At 67.9% G+C, this 17,257-nt stretch carries 16 protein-coding genes and 2 tRNA genes; 13 read left to right on the top strand and 5 right to left on the bottom strand.

The genetic code is table 11. The annotated features are described in order from the left end of the window. Positions 1–44 precede the first annotated feature (44 nt). The 13 genes from folP to pnp all read left to right on the top strand — a co-directional run bounded on the left by folP (position 45) and on the right by pnp (position 12,761). Positions 45–908, top strand: coding sequence for a dihydropteroate synthase (gene folP / locus ABE957_RS12835; protein WP_349759079.1), 864 nt, complete (start codon positions 45–47; stop codon positions 906–908). After that, on the top strand, positions 901–2,250 hold the full coding sequence (gene glmM, locus ABE957_RS12830) for a phosphoglucosamine mutase (protein ID WP_349759078.1): 1,350 nt from the start codon (positions 901–903) through the stop codon (positions 2,248–2,250). The genes folP and glmM overlap by 8 nt, the downstream gene beginning before the upstream one ends. A gap of 71 nt (positions 2,251–2,321) precedes the next feature. Continuing rightward, positions 2,322–3,071, top strand: a complete 750-nt coding sequence (gene tpiA, locus ABE957_RS12825) for a triose-phosphate isomerase (RefSeq protein WP_349759077.1) — start codon at positions 2,322–2,324, stop codon at positions 3,069–3,071. Between the two features lie 4 nt (positions 3,072–3,075). After that, complete coding sequence (secG, locus tag ABE957_RS12820; RefSeq protein WP_349759076.1) at positions 3,076–3,435, top strand: preprotein translocase subunit SecG; 360 nt, start codon at positions 3,076–3,078, stop codon at positions 3,433–3,435. Between the two features lie 22 nt (positions 3,436–3,457). Beyond that, a tRNA-Leu gene (locus ABE957_RS12815) sits at positions 3,458–3,544 on the top strand. A 107-nt stretch (positions 3,545–3,651) separates the two neighbouring features. Next, positions 3,652–3,728, top strand: a tRNA-Met gene (locus ABE957_RS12810). A 218-nt stretch (positions 3,729–3,946) separates the two neighbouring features. Then, positions 3,947–4,405 carry a ribosome maturation factor RimP gene (rimP, locus tag ABE957_RS12805; RefSeq protein ID WP_108446037.1) on the top strand — a complete coding sequence of 153 codons (459 nt, stop codon included), beginning with the start codon at positions 3,947–3,949 and terminating at the stop codon, positions 4,403–4,405. 43 nt (positions 4,406–4,448) lie between these two features. Further along, entirely contained in the window at positions 4,449–5,942 is a 1,494-nt protein-coding gene (gene nusA, locus ABE957_RS12800) for a transcription termination factor NusA (RefSeq protein WP_349759075.1), read from the top strand. Positions 5,943–5,969: 27 nt separating this feature from the next. Next, complete coding sequence (gene infB / locus ABE957_RS12795) at positions 5,970–8,501, top strand: translation initiation factor IF-2 (protein WP_349759074.1); 2,532 nt, start codon at positions 5,970–5,972, stop codon at positions 8,499–8,501. Between the two features lie 18 nt (positions 8,502–8,519). Further along, complete coding sequence (rbfA, locus tag ABE957_RS12790) at positions 8,520–8,948, top strand: 30S ribosome-binding factor RbfA (protein ID WP_349759073.1); 429 nt, start codon at positions 8,520–8,522, stop codon at positions 8,946–8,948. Further along, entirely contained in the window at positions 8,948–9,865 is a 918-nt protein-coding gene (truB, locus tag ABE957_RS12785; protein WP_349759072.1) for a tRNA pseudouridine(55) synthase TruB, read from the top strand. Before rbfA ends, truB begins: the two co-directional genes overlap by 1 nt. A 79-nt stretch (positions 9,866–9,944) precedes the next feature. Continuing rightward, positions 9,945–10,214 (top strand): 30S ribosomal protein S15, encoded by a 270-nt coding sequence (gene rpsO, locus ABE957_RS12780; protein WP_108446032.1) that lies wholly within the window; start codon positions 9,945–9,947, stop codon positions 10,212–10,214. Between the two features lie 411 nt (positions 10,215–10,625). Then, positions 10,626–12,761, top strand: a complete 2,136-nt coding sequence (pnp, locus tag ABE957_RS12775; RefSeq protein WP_349759071.1) for a polyribonucleotide nucleotidyltransferase — start codon at positions 10,626–10,628, stop codon at positions 12,759–12,761. A gap of 310 nt (positions 12,762–13,071) precedes the next feature. Here pnp and ABE957_RS12770 read toward each other — a convergent pair whose 3' ends face one another. From ABE957_RS12770 to folK, 5 genes are all read right to left on the bottom strand, one after another. Continuing rightward, complete coding sequence (locus ABE957_RS12770) at positions 13,072–14,247, bottom strand: acetyl-CoA C-acetyltransferase (protein WP_349759070.1); 1,176 nt, start codon at positions 14,245–14,247, stop codon at positions 13,072–13,074. A gap of 304 nt (positions 14,248–14,551) precedes the next feature. Further along, positions 14,552–14,932, bottom strand: a complete 381-nt coding sequence (panD, locus tag ABE957_RS12765; RefSeq protein ID WP_349759069.1) for an aspartate 1-decarboxylase — start codon at positions 14,930–14,932, stop codon at positions 14,552–14,554. Between the two features lie 35 nt (positions 14,933–14,967). Continuing rightward, positions 14,968–15,816, bottom strand: a complete 849-nt coding sequence (gene panC, locus ABE957_RS12760; protein ID WP_349759068.1) for a pantoate--beta-alanine ligase — start codon at positions 15,814–15,816, stop codon at positions 14,968–14,970. Positions 15,817–15,841: 25 nt separating this feature from the next. Then, positions 15,842–16,633 carry a 3-methyl-2-oxobutanoate hydroxymethyltransferase gene (gene panB / locus ABE957_RS12755; protein WP_349759067.1) on the bottom strand — a complete coding sequence of 264 codons (792 nt, stop codon included), beginning with the start codon at positions 16,631–16,633 and terminating at the stop codon, positions 15,842–15,844. Positions 16,634–16,746: 113 nt separating this feature from the next. After that, positions 16,747–17,256 (bottom strand): 2-amino-4-hydroxy-6-hydroxymethyldihydropteridine diphosphokinase, encoded by a 510-nt coding sequence (gene folK, locus ABE957_RS12750; RefSeq protein ID WP_349759066.1) that lies wholly within the window; start codon positions 17,254–17,256, stop codon positions 16,747–16,749. Position 17,257 lies beyond the last annotated feature (1 nt).

The raw sequence follows: 17,257 nt of genomic DNA, 5'->3' as shown, positions 1-17,257 counted from the left end.
GGCGCCCTGCGGGGCGCCTTTGCCGTTCGACCAACAGGAAGACGATGGATACCAGCACAGCGACCCACCTGCAGTGCGGCCGGCACCGCCTCGACCTCTCCTTCCCCCGCGTCATGGGGATCCTCAACGTCACCCCCGACTCCTTCTCCGACGGCGGGCGCCACGCGGTGCCGGACGACGCCCTGCGCCATGCCGAGCAGATGCTGGCCGAAGGGGCCGCGATCATCGACGTGGGCGGCGAGTCCACGCGCCCGGGCGCTGCGCCGGTGCCGCTCCAGCAGGAGCTGGACCGGGTGGTGCCGGTGGTCGAGGCGCTGGTGCGCGAGTTCGATGCGCTGGTCTCGGTGGATACCAGTACGCCGGAGGTGATGCAGGCAACGTCGCAGGCCGGTGCCGGCATGCTCAACGACGTGCGCAACCTGCGCCGCGAGGGCGCCCTGTCGGCGGCGATCGCCAGCGGCCTGCCGGTGTGCCTGATGCACATGCTCGGCGAGCCCGGCGACATGCAGCAGGAGCCGCATTACGATGTGCCGGTGGAAGAGGCCGTGGCCGACTTCCTGGCACAGCGGGTGGCCGCCTGCGAGGCCGCCGGGCTGCGCCGCGAGCGCCTGCTGCTCGACCCCGGCTTCGGCTTCGCCAAGACGGTGGAGCACAACCTGCGCCTGCTCAAGCAGATGGATCATGTGGCGCGACTCGGCCTGCCGCTGCTCGCCGGCATGTCGCGCAAGAGCATGATCGGCAAGGTGCTCGGGCGGCCGGTAGAGGAGCGTCTCTCCGGTGGCCTGGCGCTCTCCGCCATGGCGGTGGAGCGCGGCGCACGCATCCTGCGCGTTCACGACGTGGGGCCCCACGTGGACGCGGTGAACATGACCTGGGCCGTACTCGAGGAAGGCTGCGCGCATGACTAGACGCTATTTCGGCACCGACGGCATTCGCGGCACCGTGGGGGAGTACCCCATCACCGCCGATTTCATGCTCAAGCTGGGCTGGGCCACCGGTCGCGTGCTGACGCGCGAGACGGGGCGGGCCCGGGTGATGATCGGCAAGGACACGCGGATCTCCGGCTACATGTTCGAGTCGGCGCTGGAGTCCGGGCTCTCCGCTGCCGGCGTCGACGTGATGCTGCTCGGCCCCATGCCGACGCCGGCCATCGCCTATCTGACCCGCACCTTCCGCGCCGACGCGGGCATCGTCATCTCGGCCTCGCACAATCCCTTCCAGGACAACGGCATCAAGTTCTTCTCCGCCGCCGGGACCAAGCTGGCCGACGAGGTCGAGGCCGAGATCGAGGCGATGCTCGAGGAGCCGCTGACCACCGTGGGGCCGTCCCGGCTGGGCAAGGCGATGCGGGTCGACGACGCTCCCGGCCGCTACATCGAATTCTGCAAGTCGACCATTCCCGACCGGGTCAGCCTGCACGGGCTGAAGATGGTGATCGACTGCGCCCACGGCGCGACCTATCACATCGCCCCCAGCGTGTTTCGCGAGATGGGCGCCGAGGTCAGTCTGATCGGCGCCTCGCCCAACGGCCTCAACATCAACCAGGCGGTGGGCTCGACCCATCCCCAGGCCCTGAGCGCCGCGGTGGTCGAGCAGGGCGCCGATCTAGGCGTGGCCTTCGACGGCGACGGCGACCGGGTGCTGCTGGTGGGTGCCGACGGCCGGGAGATCGACGGCGACGACATCCTCTACCTGATCGCCCGCGACCGGCATGCCCGGGGTGACCTGGGCGGCGGGGTGGTGGGCACCCTGATGTCCAACTTCGGCCTCGCCACTGCCATGGAGTCGCTGGAGATCCCCTTCGAGCGCGCCCGGGTCGGCGACCGCTACGTCATGGAGCGCCTGGCGGCCAATGGCTGGCAGCTGGGCGGCGAGTCCTCCGGGCACATCGTCTGCGGCCACGTGCAGACCACCGGCGACGGCATCGTCTCGGCGCTGCAGGTGCTGGCGATCATGGTCCGCGAGGGCGAGTCGCTGGAACGTCTGCTCTCCGGACTGGAGAAGGCGCCGCAGGCGCTTGTTAACGTGCGCTTGACGCCGGGCAGCGATGCCAAGGCGCTGCTGGGACAGGCGTCGCTCCAGCAGGCGGTGAGGGCCCTGGAGGCGGAGCTCGGCGACCAGGGGCGCGTGCTGCTGCGGGCGTCGGGCACTGAGCCGCTGATTCGTGTGATGGTCGAGGGGCGCGCCCATCTCGACGTCGACGGCCTGGCGCGGCGCCTGGCCGATGACGTCGAGGCGCTGCTCGGCTGAGCGGCCGGGCCCGGTTGTCTTGGGTAGGCCCCTCCTATACCATTTCGCACCACCTTGAAAGAGGAAGCTCCATGCGCATGCCGCTGATCGCCGGGAACTGGAAGATGAACGGCTCCCTGTCCCTGGTCGAGGAATTCGGCCGGGCCTTCGCCGGCGTCTCCCTGCCCGTGAACGTTGAGGTGGCCCTGATGGTGCCCTTCCCCTACCTGGGGGTCGCGGGGCAGGCGCTGGGTGAGACCGCCGTCACGGTGGGTGCCCAGACGCTCAGCGATCGGCCCGCCGGCGCCTTCACCGGCGAGGTCAGCGGCGCCATGCTGCGTGAGTGTGGCGCCCGCCTGGTGCTGGTCGGCCACTCCGAGCGCCGCGCCCTGTTCGGCGAGGACGACGCGGCGGTGCTGGCGCGCGTTCAGGCGGCGCTTCACGAGGGGCTCACGCCGGTGCTCTGCGTCGGCGAGACCCTCGAGGAGCGCGAGGCCGGGCGCACCGAGGCGGTGGTGCTGGGCCAGCTCGAGGCGGTCTTCGAGGCCCTCGATACGGCCGAGCGGTCGCGCCTGATCGTGGCCTACGAGCCGGTCTGGGCGATCGGCACCGGCCGCACCGCCACGCCCGAGCAGGCGCAGGCGGTGCATGCGGCCTTGCGTGAGCGCCTGGCGCGCTATGACGAGACGCTTGCCGACGGCATGCGTCTGCTGTACGGCGGCAGCATGAAGGCGGATAATGCCGCCGAGCTGCTCGCCCAGCCCGACATCGACGGCGGCCTGGTGGGGGGAGCCTCCCTCAAGGTCGACGATTTCCTAGCCATTTGTCAGTCAGCAGGTTGAATCCATGCAAGTTGCCATTCTCATGACCCACGTGGCGATCGCCATCGCCCTGGTCGTCCTGATCCTGCTGCAGCAGGGCAAGGGCGCCGAAGCCGGTGCCGCCTTCGGCGGCGGTGCCTCCCAGACCGTGTTCGGCTCTCGGGGCAGCGGTAACTTCCTGGCGAAGTTCACTGGCCTGCTGGCCGTGGCCTTCTTCGCTACCTCGCTGACCCTGGCGTACTTCGCCTCTCAGGCCGGCGATGCGCCCGAGGCCGGCATTCCCGATGCCGAGCTGATCGAGCAGCAGAATGCCGTGCCGACCCTTGACGACGGTAGCAGTGATGTGGATAATACTGCGCCAGTGCTGGAGGAAAGCGGCGACTAAGTCGTCATCCAGCCTCCCCGATGCCGAAGTGGTGGAATTGGTAGACACGCTATCTTGAGGGGGTAGTGACCTTACGGTCGTGCGGGTTCAAGTCCCGCCTTCGGCACCAAATCGAAGCAAGCGAGCAGTTCGCGTCTTCGAAGCAGGATTGGCAGAATGCGGTGTTGCCGCTTGACCATCGGGTCATGTGGGCTTACAATCACCGGCCTAGATTGATGCGGGGTGGAGCAGTCTGGTAGCTCGTCGGGCTCATAACCCGAAGGTCATCGGTTCAAATCCGGTCCCCGCTACCATCTTCTTGGCAGGCATGCGCAGCAACAGGAGCGTGCCAGAGTGCCGAAGTGGTATACAGGTTTCTTGTAAAAGCCCCTTCCTGTGAAGGGGCTTTTTGTTAGCAGCTTGCCAGCCGGAAACGCCGGCGGCGCTGCTCGGGCAACGCCAATCAGCCACCTGACTCTTCTCTCAACTCCCGGCCAGGTGCCTGATGCAACGGCTGTAGGAGCTTTCTTCCGTGGCAATCAAGGACGCTGCGCTGCATGCGCTGATCGAACCGGTGGTCTCGGCCATGGGGTTCGAACTCTGGGGCATCGATCATCTGTCTCAGGGCAAACATTCCCGCCTGGTGATCTACATCGACCATGAGAACGGGATAAGCGTGGACGACTGCGCCGACGTCAGTCGTCAGATCAGCGCGGTGTTCGATGTCGAGGACCCGGTGCCGGGCGAGTATCGACTGGAAGTCTCCTCGCCGGGCATGGATCGGCCGCTCTTCACCCTCGAGCAGTTCGCCCAGTACGCCGGCCATGTGGTCACCGTGAAGCTGCGCGCTCCCTTCGACGGCCGGCGCAAGTTCAAGGGGCTGCTGGCCGGGGTCGAGAACGACGAGGTGCTGCTGCAGGTCGACGGCGAGGAGTATTGCTTTCCCATCGAGGGCATCGATCAGGCGCGGGTCGTCCCGCAGTTCACGTGACGAGCTCGGTGTATAAGGACAGGTTCACTGGCGAGGCTAAGGCATGAGTAAAGAAATTCTGGCGGTCGTCGACACGATCTCCAACGAGAAGGGGGTCTCCCGCGAGGTGATCTTCGAGGCCGTCGAGGCGGCCCTGGCCAGTGCATCGCGCAAGCGCTTCGAAGACGAGGAAGCCAGCGTGCGCGTGCACATCGATCGCTACACCGGCGATTACGAGACCTTCCGCCGTTGGGAGGTGGTCGAGGATGACGACTTCGACGGGCCCGATGCCCAGATCAAGCTCACCTTCGCCGAGCGTCGCGACCCGCCCCTGGGGCTGGGTGACGTGGTCGAGGAGCGTATCGAGAATGCCGCCTTCGGCCGCATCGCCGCGCAGACCGCCAAGCAGGTCATCGTGCAGAAGGTCCGCGAGGCCGAGCGCGCCGAAGTGGTGCGCCAGTACGCCGAGCGTGAGGGCGAGCTGGTCGCCGGCATCGTCAAGAAGACCACCCGCGACGGCCTGATCATCGATCTGGGCGAGAACGCCGAGGCGTTCCTGCCGCGTAGCGAGATGATCCCGGGCGAGCGCTACCGCATGAACGAGCGGGTCCGCGCGCTGCTGGTCAAGGTCGATGCCGAGGCTCGCGGCGCCCAGCTGATCCTCTCGCGCACCTGCCCGGAGCTGATCATCGAACTGTTCAGCATCGAGGTGCCGGAGATCGCCGAGCAGCTCATCGAGATCAAGGGCGCGGCGCGCGACCCGGGCTCCCGGGCCAAGATCGCGGTCAAGACCAACGACCGCCGCATCGATCCGGTCGGCGCCTGTGTCGGCATGCGCGGTTCGCGCGTGCAGGCCGTCTCCTCGGAGCTGCAGAACGAACGCGTGGACATCGTGCTGTGGGACGACAACCCCGCCCAGCTGGTGATCAACGCCATGGCGCCGGCCGATGTCGCCTCGATCCTCGTCGACGAGGAGTCCCACGCCATGGACGTCGCCGTCGCCGAGGACAACCTGGCCCAGGCCATCGGCCGCAGCGGCCAGAACGTGCGCCTGGCCTCCGAGCTCACCGGTTGGCGTCTCAACGTCATGACCGAGGAAGAGGCCGAGGCCAAGCGCGACCAGGAAGTGGATAGCCTCGTCGAGCACTTCATCCAGCACCTGGACATCGACGAGGACGTGGCGCGCCTGCTGGTGGACGAGGGCTTCACCTCCCTGGAGGAGGTCGCCTATGTGCCGGTCGAGGAGATGCTCGAGATCGAGGAGTTCGACGAGGAGACCATCGAGGAGCTGCGCGCTCGCGCCAAGGATGAACTGCTGAATCTCGCCATCGCCTCCGAGGAGGAACTCGACGGCGCCCAGCCGGCCGACGACCTGCTGGAGATGGACGGCATGGAGCGTCACCTGGCCTTCATTCTGGCCAGTCGAGGCATTGTCACCATGGAAGACCTGGCCGAGCAGTCCGTCGATGATCTGACCGACATCGAGGGTATCGACGAGGAGCGCGCCGCGGCACTGATCATGACTGCCCGTGCGCCATGGTTCGAGAACGAACAGTAAACGGGTCACGGGCTGAGGAGGGTCGTAATGTCAGAAATGACCGTTAAGGATTTTGCAGCGAAGGTGGGGCGCGACGTGCCTCGTCTGCTGGAACAGATGAAAGAAGCAGGGCTTGGCCAGAAGGCCGAGAATGACGCCGTGTCCGAAGAGGACAAGCGCCAGCTGCTCGACTATCTCACCAAGAGCCACGGCGGCAGCGGCGCCGGGGCGGCGAAGAACCGCATCACCCTGACGCGCAAGACGCGCAGCCGCATCAAGACCGGCGAGCGCGGCAAGAGCATCGAGGTGCAGGTGCGCAAGAAGCGCACCTACGTCAAGCGCGCCGAGGAAGAGACCGACAAGAGCGACGCCGATGTCGACGCCGGTCCGCGTCAGCTGGTCGGCGACATGGCCGATTCCCAGCAGGCTCAGGCCGCCAAGGATGCCCGCGAAGCCGAGGAAGCCAAGGCGCGTGCCGCCGAGGAGTCCGCCCGCGAGGCCGCCGCCAAGCTGGAGGCCGAGAAGGCCGAGAAGGCCGTCATCGAGCCGTCGATCCCGGTGCCGGAGCTGGAGACGCAGCCGGCATCCGACGAGCCGCCGGCTCCCCCCAAGGAGGGGCGTGCCGAGCCGCGTCGTGCCGCGGTCAAGAAGGCCAGCGGCAAGGGTGGCAAGAAGGGCCGTGACGATCGCGAGGACGATCGTGGTGATCGCGAGGAGCGTCGCCGGGGCGGCAAGAAGGCCAAGCGCGCCGAGCGTCGCGGCGGTCGCCGCGGTGGTGGCAGCCAGGGCGGCGGCAAGCACGGCTTCCAGAAGCCGACTCAGCCGATCGTCCGCGAGGTCTCCATCCCCGAGTCGATCAGCGTCGCCGACCTGGCCGACAAGATGTCGATCAAGGCGAACGAGGTCATCAAGGCCATGTTCACCATGGGCGCGGCAGTGACCATCAACCAGACCATCGATCAGGACACCGCGGCCATCGTGGTCGAGGAGATGGGTCACACGCCCAAGCTGGTCAAGGACGATGCGCTGGAGACCGAGGTCCTCGAGGGCATCTCCTACGAGGGCGAGGAGATCACCCGCTCGCCGGTGGTCACGGTCATGGGTCACGTCGACCACGGCAAGACCTCGCTGCTCGACTACATCCGCAAGGCCAAGGTGGCCACCGGTGAGGCGGGTGGCATCACCCAGCACATCGGCGCCTACCATGTGGAAGACGATCACGGCGGCGTGACCTTCCTGGATACCCCGGGTCACGCGGCGTTCACCGCCATGCGTGCTCGCGGTGCCAAGGCCACCGACGTGGTGGTGCTGGTGGTGGCCGCCGATGACGGCGTCATGCCCCAGACCATCGAGGCCATCGAGCACTCGAAGGCCGCCGAGGTGCCGATGGTGGTCGCGGTCAACAAGATCGACAAGCCGGGCGCCGATCCGGACCGGGTCAAGAACGAACTGTCCCAGCACGGCGTCATCTCCGAGGCCTGGGGCGGCGACACCCAGTTCGTGCACGTCTCCGCGCATACCGGGGAAGGCATCGAGTCGCTGCTGGAGTCGATCCAGCTGGTCTCCGAGGTGCTCGAGCTCAAGGCCGTGCCCGAGGCGCCCGGCAAGGGCGTGGTGGTCGAGTCGCGCCTGGACAAGGGCCGTGGCCCGGTGGCCACCGTGCTGGTCCAGAACGGCACCCTGAAGAAGGGCGACATCGTGCTCGCCGGCCTGCACTACGGCCGCGTGCGTGCGCTGACCAACGAGCTGGGCAAGCAGGTCGACGACGCCGGTCCCTCCACCCCGGTGGAGATCCAGGGCCTGGACGGCACCCCCGAGGCGGGTGACGACTTCATGGTGCTGGCCGACGAGCGCAAGGCCCGCGAGGTCGCCAACTTCCGTCAGGGCAAGTACCGCGAGGTGCGCCTGGCACGCCAGCAGAAGGCCAAGCTGGAGAACATGTTCAGCCAGATGGGCCAGGACGTCGCCGCCAAGCTCAACATCGTGCTCAAGGCCGACGTGCAGGGCTCGCTGGAGGCGATCAAGGGTGCGCTGGAAGAGCTCTCCACGGACGAGGTCGAGGTGGCCGTGGTCTCCTCCGCCGTGGGCGGCATCACCGGTACCGACGCCAACCTGGCGCTCGCCAGTGACGCCATCGTGGTCGGCTTCAACGTGCGTGCCGACGCCGCGGCCCGCGAGATCATCGAGCGTGAAGGCCTGGATCTGCGCTACTACAGCGTCATCTACCAGCTGATCGACGAGGTCAAGCAGGCCATGAGTGGCATGCTGGCACCGGAGTGGAAGGAAGAGATCGTCGGCGTGGCCGAGGTCCGTGACGTCTTCCGCGCACCGAAGATCGGCGCCGTGGCCGGCTGCATGGTCGTCGAGGGCAGCGTGCATCGCAACAAGAAGATCCGTGTGCTGCGCGACAACGTGGTGATCTACGAGGGCGAGCTCGAGTCGCTGCGCCGCTTCAAGGACGACGTCCAGGAAGTGCGCAACGGCATGGAGTGCGGCATCGGCGTGAAGAACTACAACGATGTCCAGGTCGGCGACAAGATCGAGGTCTTCGATCAGGTCAAGGTCGAGCGGACGCTCTAAGGGCCCCAGGAGTCGACCATGCGGGAATTCAAGCGTACCGACCGGGTAGCCGACCAGCTCCAGAAGGAGCTGGCGGTGCTCATCCAGCGCGAGGTCAAGGACCCGCGCCTGGGCATGGTCACGGTCAGCGGTGTCGAGGTCAGTCGTGACCTTGGCTATGCCGATGTCCACGTGACCCTGCTGGGTGAGCAGGCGCCCGAGCGCATCAAGGAGAACCTGGCGGTGCTCAAGCGCGCCGCCGGCTTCCTGCGCAGCCAGATCGCCCGGCGCATCAAGCTGCGCCACGTGCCGGAGCTGCGCTTTCACTACGATGAGAGCGTGGTGCGCGGTCAGCGGCTGTCGTCGCTGATCGACGAGGCCGTGGCCAGCGACCAGGCCCAGCATGACGAGGCCCCGGATGACGGTGCCTCGGGTCAGGGGCCGACGGACACGGGCGAGCGCGACTGATGGCACGGCGACGTCGCGGACTGCCGGTGAACGGCGTGCTGCTGCTGGACAAGCCTGCGGGCGCGTCCAGCAATCATGCCCTGCAACGGGCGCGGCGCCTGTTCCAGGCCCAGAAGGCCGGCCATACCGGGACGCTCGATCCCATGGCCACCGGCCTGCTGCCGGTCTGCTTCGGCGAGGCGACCAAGTTCTCCGCCCATCTGCTGGAGGCCGACAAGGTCTACCGCACCCGGGTGGAACTCGGCGTGGTCACCGACAGCGGCGATGCCGAGGGCGCGGTGATCGAGCGTCACGCGGTGCCGCGGCTCACCGAGGCCGACATCGAGGGCGTGCTGGCGCGCTTTCGCGGCGAGATCGATCAGGTCCCGCCGATGTATTCGGCGCTCAAGCACCAGGGCCGCAAGCTCTACGAACTCGCCCGCGAGGGCAAGTCGGTGGAGCGTGCAGCCCGTCGCGTGACGGTGTATGATGCCCGGCTTCTCGCCTGCGAGGCCGAGGCCTTCGAGCTGGAGGTGCGCGTCAGCAAGGGCACCTACATCCGCACGCTGGCCGAGGACATCGGCCGCGCCCTGGGATGCGGGGCCCACATCAGCGCGTTGCGGCGGCTGGCGACCGGGCCCTTCACGAGCGACGGCATGCGCGACATCGCCTCGCTCGAGGCCCTGGCCGATCAGGCCGAGCGCGAGGCGGTACTGTTGCCGGTCGACGTGCTGGTCGATCATCTGCCGCGCCTCGACGTCGACGCCGAGGCGGCGGGGCGCCTGACCCATGGCCAGTCGGCCCGGGTCGAGGCCGGCGGGCTCGCCGAGGGCGAGACCGCCAGACTCTATCGTGGCGAGGCCTTCCTGGGTCTCGGCACGGTGACGGGGCCACAGGAGGTGGCGCCGAAACGGCTGCTGAGCACCGCAGCCGAGTGAAGGGAGAGACGCCCGAGACTGCAAATATGCGTGGTCTCACACATTCAAACCCCAAGCATATTGCTTACTGGAGAGACAGATGGCACTGACAGCCGAGCAGAAGTCCGCAATCGTCAGCGAGTACGGTCGTGGCGACAACGACACCGGTTCCCCCGAAGTTCAGGTGGCCCTGCTGAGCGCCAACATCGATGGCCTGCAGGATCACTTCAAGACCAACAAGCAGGATCACCACTCTCGTCGTGGCCTGATCCGCATGGTCAACCAGCGCCGCAAGCTGCTGGACTACCTGAAGCGCAAGGATTTCGAGCGCTATCAGTCGCTGATCCAGCGTCTGGGCCTGCGCCGCTAAGCGACGCATCCTACGCGGTAGAGAAACGGGCAGCCTTCGGGCTGCCCGTTTTGTTTATTGGGCCATTTAGCGGGTCTTGGCCCGGAGCTGATCCGGCGTAGGCCCCGGAGCGCCGGACCGTCAGGCAGGCGCTGTGACCCCGACCCTGGGCGCTACCTCGGCCCTGTGCGTCGCTCTCGCATCCTGCTCCGCTTGCAGGTCCGGTGCTGACCCTCCTTGGCCAGCCCGTTCGGAGCAGTGCTCCTCACCCCTGGTCCTCCGACCTCCCTTTCGGCCTGTCCCCGGCGCTCCTCGTCACCTGGCGCCAGTGGAAATGTCGCTGCCTGGTGGTCCCGGCGGGCGTCACGCCCTAAAATGGTCGGCGAGTCAAAACGACCCAAACACAGAAAAGTAACGTTGAAGGAAGTCGCCGTGAATCCGGTCAAGAAGACATTTCAGTACGGTCGCAGCACCGTCACCCTGGAAACCGGGCGCATTGCCCGCCAGGCCACCGGTGCCGTGATGGTCACCATGGACGACACCGTGGTGCTGTGCACCGTGGTTGCCAAGAAGGAGGCCAACCCGGCCCAGCCCTTCTTCCCGCTCTCCGTCCACTATCAGGAGAAGACCTACGCCGTCGGCAAGATTCCCGGTGGCTTCTTCAAGCGCGAGGGGCGTCCCACCGAGAAGGAGACCCTCACCTCGCGGCTGATCGACCGCCCGATCCGCCCGCTCTTCCCCAAGGGCTTCATGAACGAGGTGCAGGTGGTCTGCTCGGTGCTCTCCACCGACCGCAACCACGATCCGGACATCGCCGCGATGCTCGGCACCTCCGCGGCGCTGGCGATCTCCGGCGTGCCCTTCAACGGCCCGATCGGTGCCGCGCGGGTGGGCTTCACCGAGGACAACGGCTACTTCCTCAACCCCACCGTGGAAGAGCTGGGCGACTCCGAGCTCAACATGGTGGTCGCCGGTACCGAGAAGGCGGTGCTGATGGTCGAGTCCGAGGCCAAGGAGCTGCTCGAGGACGAGATGCTGGGCGCCGTGCTCTACGCCCACCAGGAGATGCAGGTGGCCATCACTGCCATCAACGAGCTGACCGCCGAGGCCGGCAAGGCGAAGTGGGACTGGCAGGCCCCCGCCGAGAACGTCGCCCTCAAGGGCGCCATGGCCGAGGCCTTCGAGGCCAAGGTCGGCGAGGCCTATCGCGTCACCGACAAGATGGCCCGCCAGGACGCCCTGTCCGCCCTTAAGGATCAGGCGGTCGAGCAGTTCGCCGGTGAGGAAGACGGCCAGTTCGCCGCCGACGAGGTGAAGGGGGCCTTCGCCGGCCTCGAGAAGCGCGTGGTACGCTCGCGCGTGGTCAAGGGCGAGCCGCGCATCGACGGTCGCGACCACAAGACCGTGCGTCCGCTCTCCATCGAGGTCGGCGGCCTGCCCAAGACCCACGGCTCGGCGATCTTCACCCGCGGCGAGACCCAGGCCATCGTGGTCGCGACCCTCGGCACCCTGCGCGACTCTCAGCTGATCGAGTCGCTGGAAGGCGAGCGCAAGGACCGCTTCCTGCTGCACTACAACTTCCCTCCCTACAGCGTGGGCGAGGCCGGCTTCATGGGCGGGCCCAAGCGTCGCGAGATCGGCCACGGCCGCCTGGCGCGCCGCGGCGTGCAGGCCATGCTGCCCAACGAGGCGGACTTCCCCTACACCATTCGCGTGGTCTCCGAGATCACCGAGTCCAACGGCTCGAGCTCCATGGCCTCCGTGTGCGGCTCGTCGCTCGCGCTGATGGATGCCGGCGTGCCGATGAAGGCGCCGGTGGCGGGCATCGCCATGGGCCTGGTCAAGGATGACGACGGCTTCGCCGTGCTCACCGACATCCTCGGCGACGAGGATCACCTTGGCGACATGGACTTCAAGGTGGCCGGTTCCTCCGAGGGCGTCACCGCCCTGCAGATGGACATCAAGATCGAGGGCATCAACGAGGAGATCATGGAGCAGGCGCTGCAGCAGGCCCACGAGGCTCGCCTGCAGATCCTCGAGCAGATGAACACCGTGATCGCCCAGAGCCGTACCGAGGTCTCCGAGAACGCGCCCTCCATGGCGACCCTCAAGATCGATCCGGAGAAGATCCGCGACGTCATCGGCAAGGGCGGTGCCACCATCCGCAAGATCTGCGAGGACACCGGCGCTTCCATCGACCTGGACGACGACGGTACCGTGCGCATCTACGCCGAGGACAAGACGGCGGCCAAGGCGGCCATCGACACGGTGCTCGCGATCACCGCCGAGCCCGAGATTGGCAAGCTCTACCGCGGCAAGGTGGTGCGCATCGCCGACTTCGGCGCCTTCGTCAACATCATGCCGGGCACCGACGGCCTGGTGCACATCTCCCAGATCGTGCCGGAGCGGGTCAACGACGTGCGCGACTTCCTCAACGAGGGCGACGAGCCCATCGTCAAGGTGCTCGACATCGACAACCGCAACCGGGTGAAGCTCACCATCAAGGAGATCACCCCGGAAGAGAAGGCCGCCTTCGAGGCCGAAGCGGCCGCCGAGCCCGAGCTGTAAGCGACCGTTTTCGGCGAGCAGAAAGCCGACGCGGTAACGACAACCGCCCCCGCAGCCTGGCTGCGGGGGCGGTTGTCGTTTGGGGTGCGGTTTTCCCGGCGACAGGCCCCGGGGTGCCGGACCATCGTGGAGGCGCTGTGAACCCTTCCCTGGGCGCTACCGATGCCCTGCGGCGCTTTTGCATCCTGCTTCGCTTGCCGGGCCGGTGCTGGCCATCCATGGCCAGCCCGTTCGGAGGAATCCTCCTCACCCCTGGCATCGGACCTCCGCTTCGACTTGTCTCCGGGGCCGCTCGTGTTGTGGTGCGTGCTTACCGTTCGATCGCCAGGGCGACGCCCTGCCCGCCGCCGATGCACAGGGTCGCCAGACCCTTCTTGGCATCGCGGGCGATCATCTCGTGCACCAGGGTCACCAGGATGCGGCAGCCGGAGGCGCCGATGGGGTGGCCGATGGCGATGGCGCCGCCGTTGACGTTGACCTTGTCGGTATCCCAGCCGAGCTCCTTGTTGACCGAGAGCGCCTGGGCGGCGAAGGCCTCGTTGGCCTCGACCAGGTCGAGGTCATCGATGCTCCAGCCGGCCTTCTCCAGGCAGCGGCGGGTCGCCGGGGCCGGGCCGATGCCCATGATGGACGGATCGACGCCGGCGTTGGCGTAGGCCTTGATGCGTGCCAGCGGCTCGAGGCCCAGCGCCTTGGCCTTCTCGGCGGAGCAGAGCATGACCACGGCAGCGCCGTCGTTAAGGGACGAGGCGTTGCCGGCGGTGACGCTGCCGTCCTTCTTGAAGGCCGGACGCATGCCGGAAAGCTTCTCGGCGGTCACGTCGCGCGGGCCCTCGTCGGTGTCGAAGACCACCGGGTCGCCCTTGCGCTGGGGGATCTCGACCGGGACGATCTGGCCCTTGAACTTGCCCTCGCGGATGGCCGCGGCGGCCTTCTGCTGGGAGGCGGCGGCGAACTCGTCCATCGCCTCGCGGGTGATACCGTACTTCTCGGCCAGGTTCTCGGCCGTGATACCCATGTGGTAGTTGTTGAAGGCGTCCCACAGGCCGTCGTGGACCATGGTGTCGACGGCCTTCCAGTCGCCCATGCGCTGGCCGGTGCGCGAATTGGGCAACACGTGCGGCGAGGCGGACATGTTCTCCTGGCCGCCGGCGATGATCAGCTCGGCATCGCCGCAGCGGATCGCCTGGGTCGCCAGGTGCAGGGCCTTGAGGCCGGAGCCGCAGACCTTGTTGATGGTCATGGCGGGCACCGCGTCCGGCAGGCCGGCCTTGATGCTCGCCTGGCGGGCGGGGTTCTGGCCGACCCCCGCGGTCAACACCTGACCGAGCAGGACCTCGTCGACCTGGTCGCCGGCGACGCCGGTGGAGGCGAGGATGTCCTTGATGACATGCGCGCCCAGGTCGCTGGCGGGAATGCCGGCCAGGGAGCCGCCGAAGGTGCCGACGGCGGTACGGCGTGCGGCAACGATCACCACGTCTTGCATGCGGGATACTCCTGAAGAATAGGTAGCGGACTGGCGGCCGTGTCTGGGGGACACCCTGCACGAGATGACGTCTCAGACAGAGCCGGTCTCTCAGCATAGGGGAGTCTTGTGCGTCGCGGCAATGCTTCCATGGCCGTAGGGGGCATCGCGGCGAGTGCGTCGCGAGGAGAGCGGCATGGAGAGGGCGGCATGCAGGGGGTGGTACGGGCAGCGCTCGGCGTGGAGAGCCTGGTGGAGAGCTTGGGTGAAAGGCTCGTCACGGGGAGGAAGTGCGGGCACCCCGGTGAGGGGTGCCCGCAGGGCGTCAGGCCAGCTGGACGGGAATGGCGTTGCTGGTATGGCTGACGACGTTGCCTTCCTGGAGATAGACCAGCGCCGGCTGGTGGGCGTCGAGCTCCGCCTCGCTGTAGTGGGCATAGCTGCAGATGATCACGCGCTGCCCTTCGGTGGCGAGGTGGGCGGCCGCCCCGTTCACCGAGATGATCCGCGAGCCTTCCTCGGCGCGGATGGCGTAGGTGGTGAAGCGCTGGCCATTCTCGACGTTGTAGATCTGGATCTGCTCGTTCTCGCGGATGCCGGACATGTCCAGCAGCTCACCGTCGATGGCGCAGGAGCCTTCGTAGTTGAGGACGGCATGGGTGACGCGGGCCATGTGCAGCTTGGCCTTGAGCATGATGGTCTGCATGGTGAAACGGTTCCTCCGGTCGCGATGCCACGCGTTCAGCGCGGCAGGGTCAGGCTCAGGTTATCGATCAGTCGGGTCGGGCCCAGGCGGGCCGCGGCGAGCAGCACGGCCTCGCGGGTCGTCGCCTCGACCGGGCCCAGGTCGGCGGCGCGCAGCTCCAGGTAGTCCGGCGCGAAGCCGGCATCCTTCAGCCGGGCGAGGCCGTCGGCCAGGGTGTCGTGTGGGGCGGCGCCGTTCTCCAGCGCCTCGCGCAGCGCGCACAGGGTCGCATAGAGGGTCGGGGCGACGCTGCGCTGTGCGCCATCCAGGTAGCCGTTGCGCGAGGAGAGCGCCAGGCCGTCCTCGGCGCGCACGATCGGCACGCCGGCGATCTCCACCGGCAGGTGCAGGTCGGCCACCAGGCGGCGGATCACCGCCAGCTGCTGGTAATCCTTCTCGCCGAAGCAGGCCACGTCGGGCTGCACCAGCTGGAAGAGCATAGTGACCACGGTGGCGACCCCGTCGAAGTGGCCGGGCCGATCGCCGCCGCACAGGCCCTCGCTGACCTCGGGGACGCTGACCCGGGTCTGGGCTTGGAGGCCGCGCGGGTAGAGCGTGGTGGTCTCGGGGGCGAACAGCAGGTCGCAGCCGGCCGCCTCGAGCTTCGCCTGGTCCTCGGCGAGGGTGCGCGGGTAGGCGTCCAGGTCCTCGCCGGGGCCGAACTGCAGCGGGTTGACGAAGATGGTCGCCACCACCAGGTCGCCCCGGCGGCGGGCTTCCGCGACCAGCGCCAGGTGGCCCTCGTGGAGGTTGCCCATGGTCGGGACCAGGGCGATGCGCTGGCCGTGTCGACGGGCCTCGTCGAGGGTCTCGCGCAGGAGGGCAATCTCATGCAGGGTGCGCATCGGCTAGAGCTCCCGGAATAAAGACTTAGAAGCAGTGCGCTTCGGCGGGGAAGCGGCGAGCCTTGACGTCCTCGTGGTAGTGACGGAAGGCGCCCTGGATGTCGTCGGCATCCACCATGAAGTTCTTGACGAAGCGCGGTGTGCGGCCGTGGGTCACGCCCAGCACATCGTGCATCACGAGGATCTGGCCGTCGGTATCGGGGCCGGCGCCGATGCCGATCACCGGCACCTCCAGCGCCTCGCTCACCGCCCGCCCCAGGCTCGCCGGCACGCACTCCAGCAGGATCACCGAGGCGCCGGCCTCGACCAGCGTGCGGGCATCCTCGAGGATCCGCGTCGCCTGCTCGGCCTCGCGGCCCTGCACCTTGTAGCCGCCCAGCTGATAGACCGACTGGGGGGTCAGGCCGAGGTGGGCGCAGACCGGCACGCCGCGGCGCGTCAGCTCGCGAATGCCCTCGGCCATCCAGGCCTCGCCCTCGACCTTGACCAGCTCGGCGCCGGCCCGCATCAGGGCGCCGGCATCCTGGAGCAGGCGCTCGGTGCTGGAGTTGCTCATGAAGGGCAGGTCAACCATCAGCAGGCTCTTGCCCTTGCCGCGCGCCACGCAGCGGGTGTGATAGCAGATCTCGTCGAGGGTCACCGGCAGGGTGCTGGCATGCCCCTGCAGGACCATGCCCAGCGAATCGCCCACCAGCAGCACCTCGATGCCGGCCTCGCCGGCCGCCCGCGCAAAGGAGGCGTCGTAGGCGGTCAGGCAGCTGAAGGGCTCACCGGCGCGCTTGAGGGCCGACAGCGTGCTCAGGGTGACGGTTTTCATGGCGTGTTCTCATCGTCTGGTCGGGGGAGGCCTCTGGCGGGCCGTCCTCGGTGTAACCCGCGATTGTTACCCGAATCATGCCGGAGTGTCGATAGGTAACAGTGTGGGGGCGATCACCCGCCGCTCGGTAACACCGGCGCCAGGTCCTGGGGTTCGAGCTCGGCCGCGAGGCGGGACAGCGGCTGGCCGTCGAGGGTGAGGCTCGGGGCCAGCTCGGCCAGCGGTACCAGTACGAAGGCGCGCCGGGTCATCTCAGGATGAGGCAGAGTGAGGCGTGGCAGCGCCAGCCGGCGCTCGTCGTAGAGCAGCAGGTCGAGGTCCAGGGTGCGGGGGCCCCAGCGGCGGCCGCGCACGCGGCCGTGGCGCTGTTCGAGGGCCTGCAGCTGATCGAGCAGGGCGAGCGGCGAGAGCCGCGTCACCAGCTGCGCCACGGCGTTGACGAAGTCGGGCTGGTCGGCGGGCCCCACCGGGCGGCTGGCATAGAGGCGCGAGGCGGCGACGCGGCGCGTCAGCGGCAGGCGGTCGAGCTCCTCGAGGGCGCGCGCGACATGCTCGCGTGGGCCATCGAGGTTGCTGCCCAGGCCGATCCAGGCGTGATGCCCCGCATTAGGCTCGCCACTCATG

This window comes from Halomonas pelophila, from assembly GCF_040196315.1.
Classification (GTDB): domain Bacteria; phylum Pseudomonadota; class Gammaproteobacteria; order Pseudomonadales; family Halomonadaceae; genus Halomonas; species Halomonas pelophila.
Note: the sequence above shows the minus strand (reverse complement) of the source record. Positions and strands in the feature narration are given on the sequence as shown.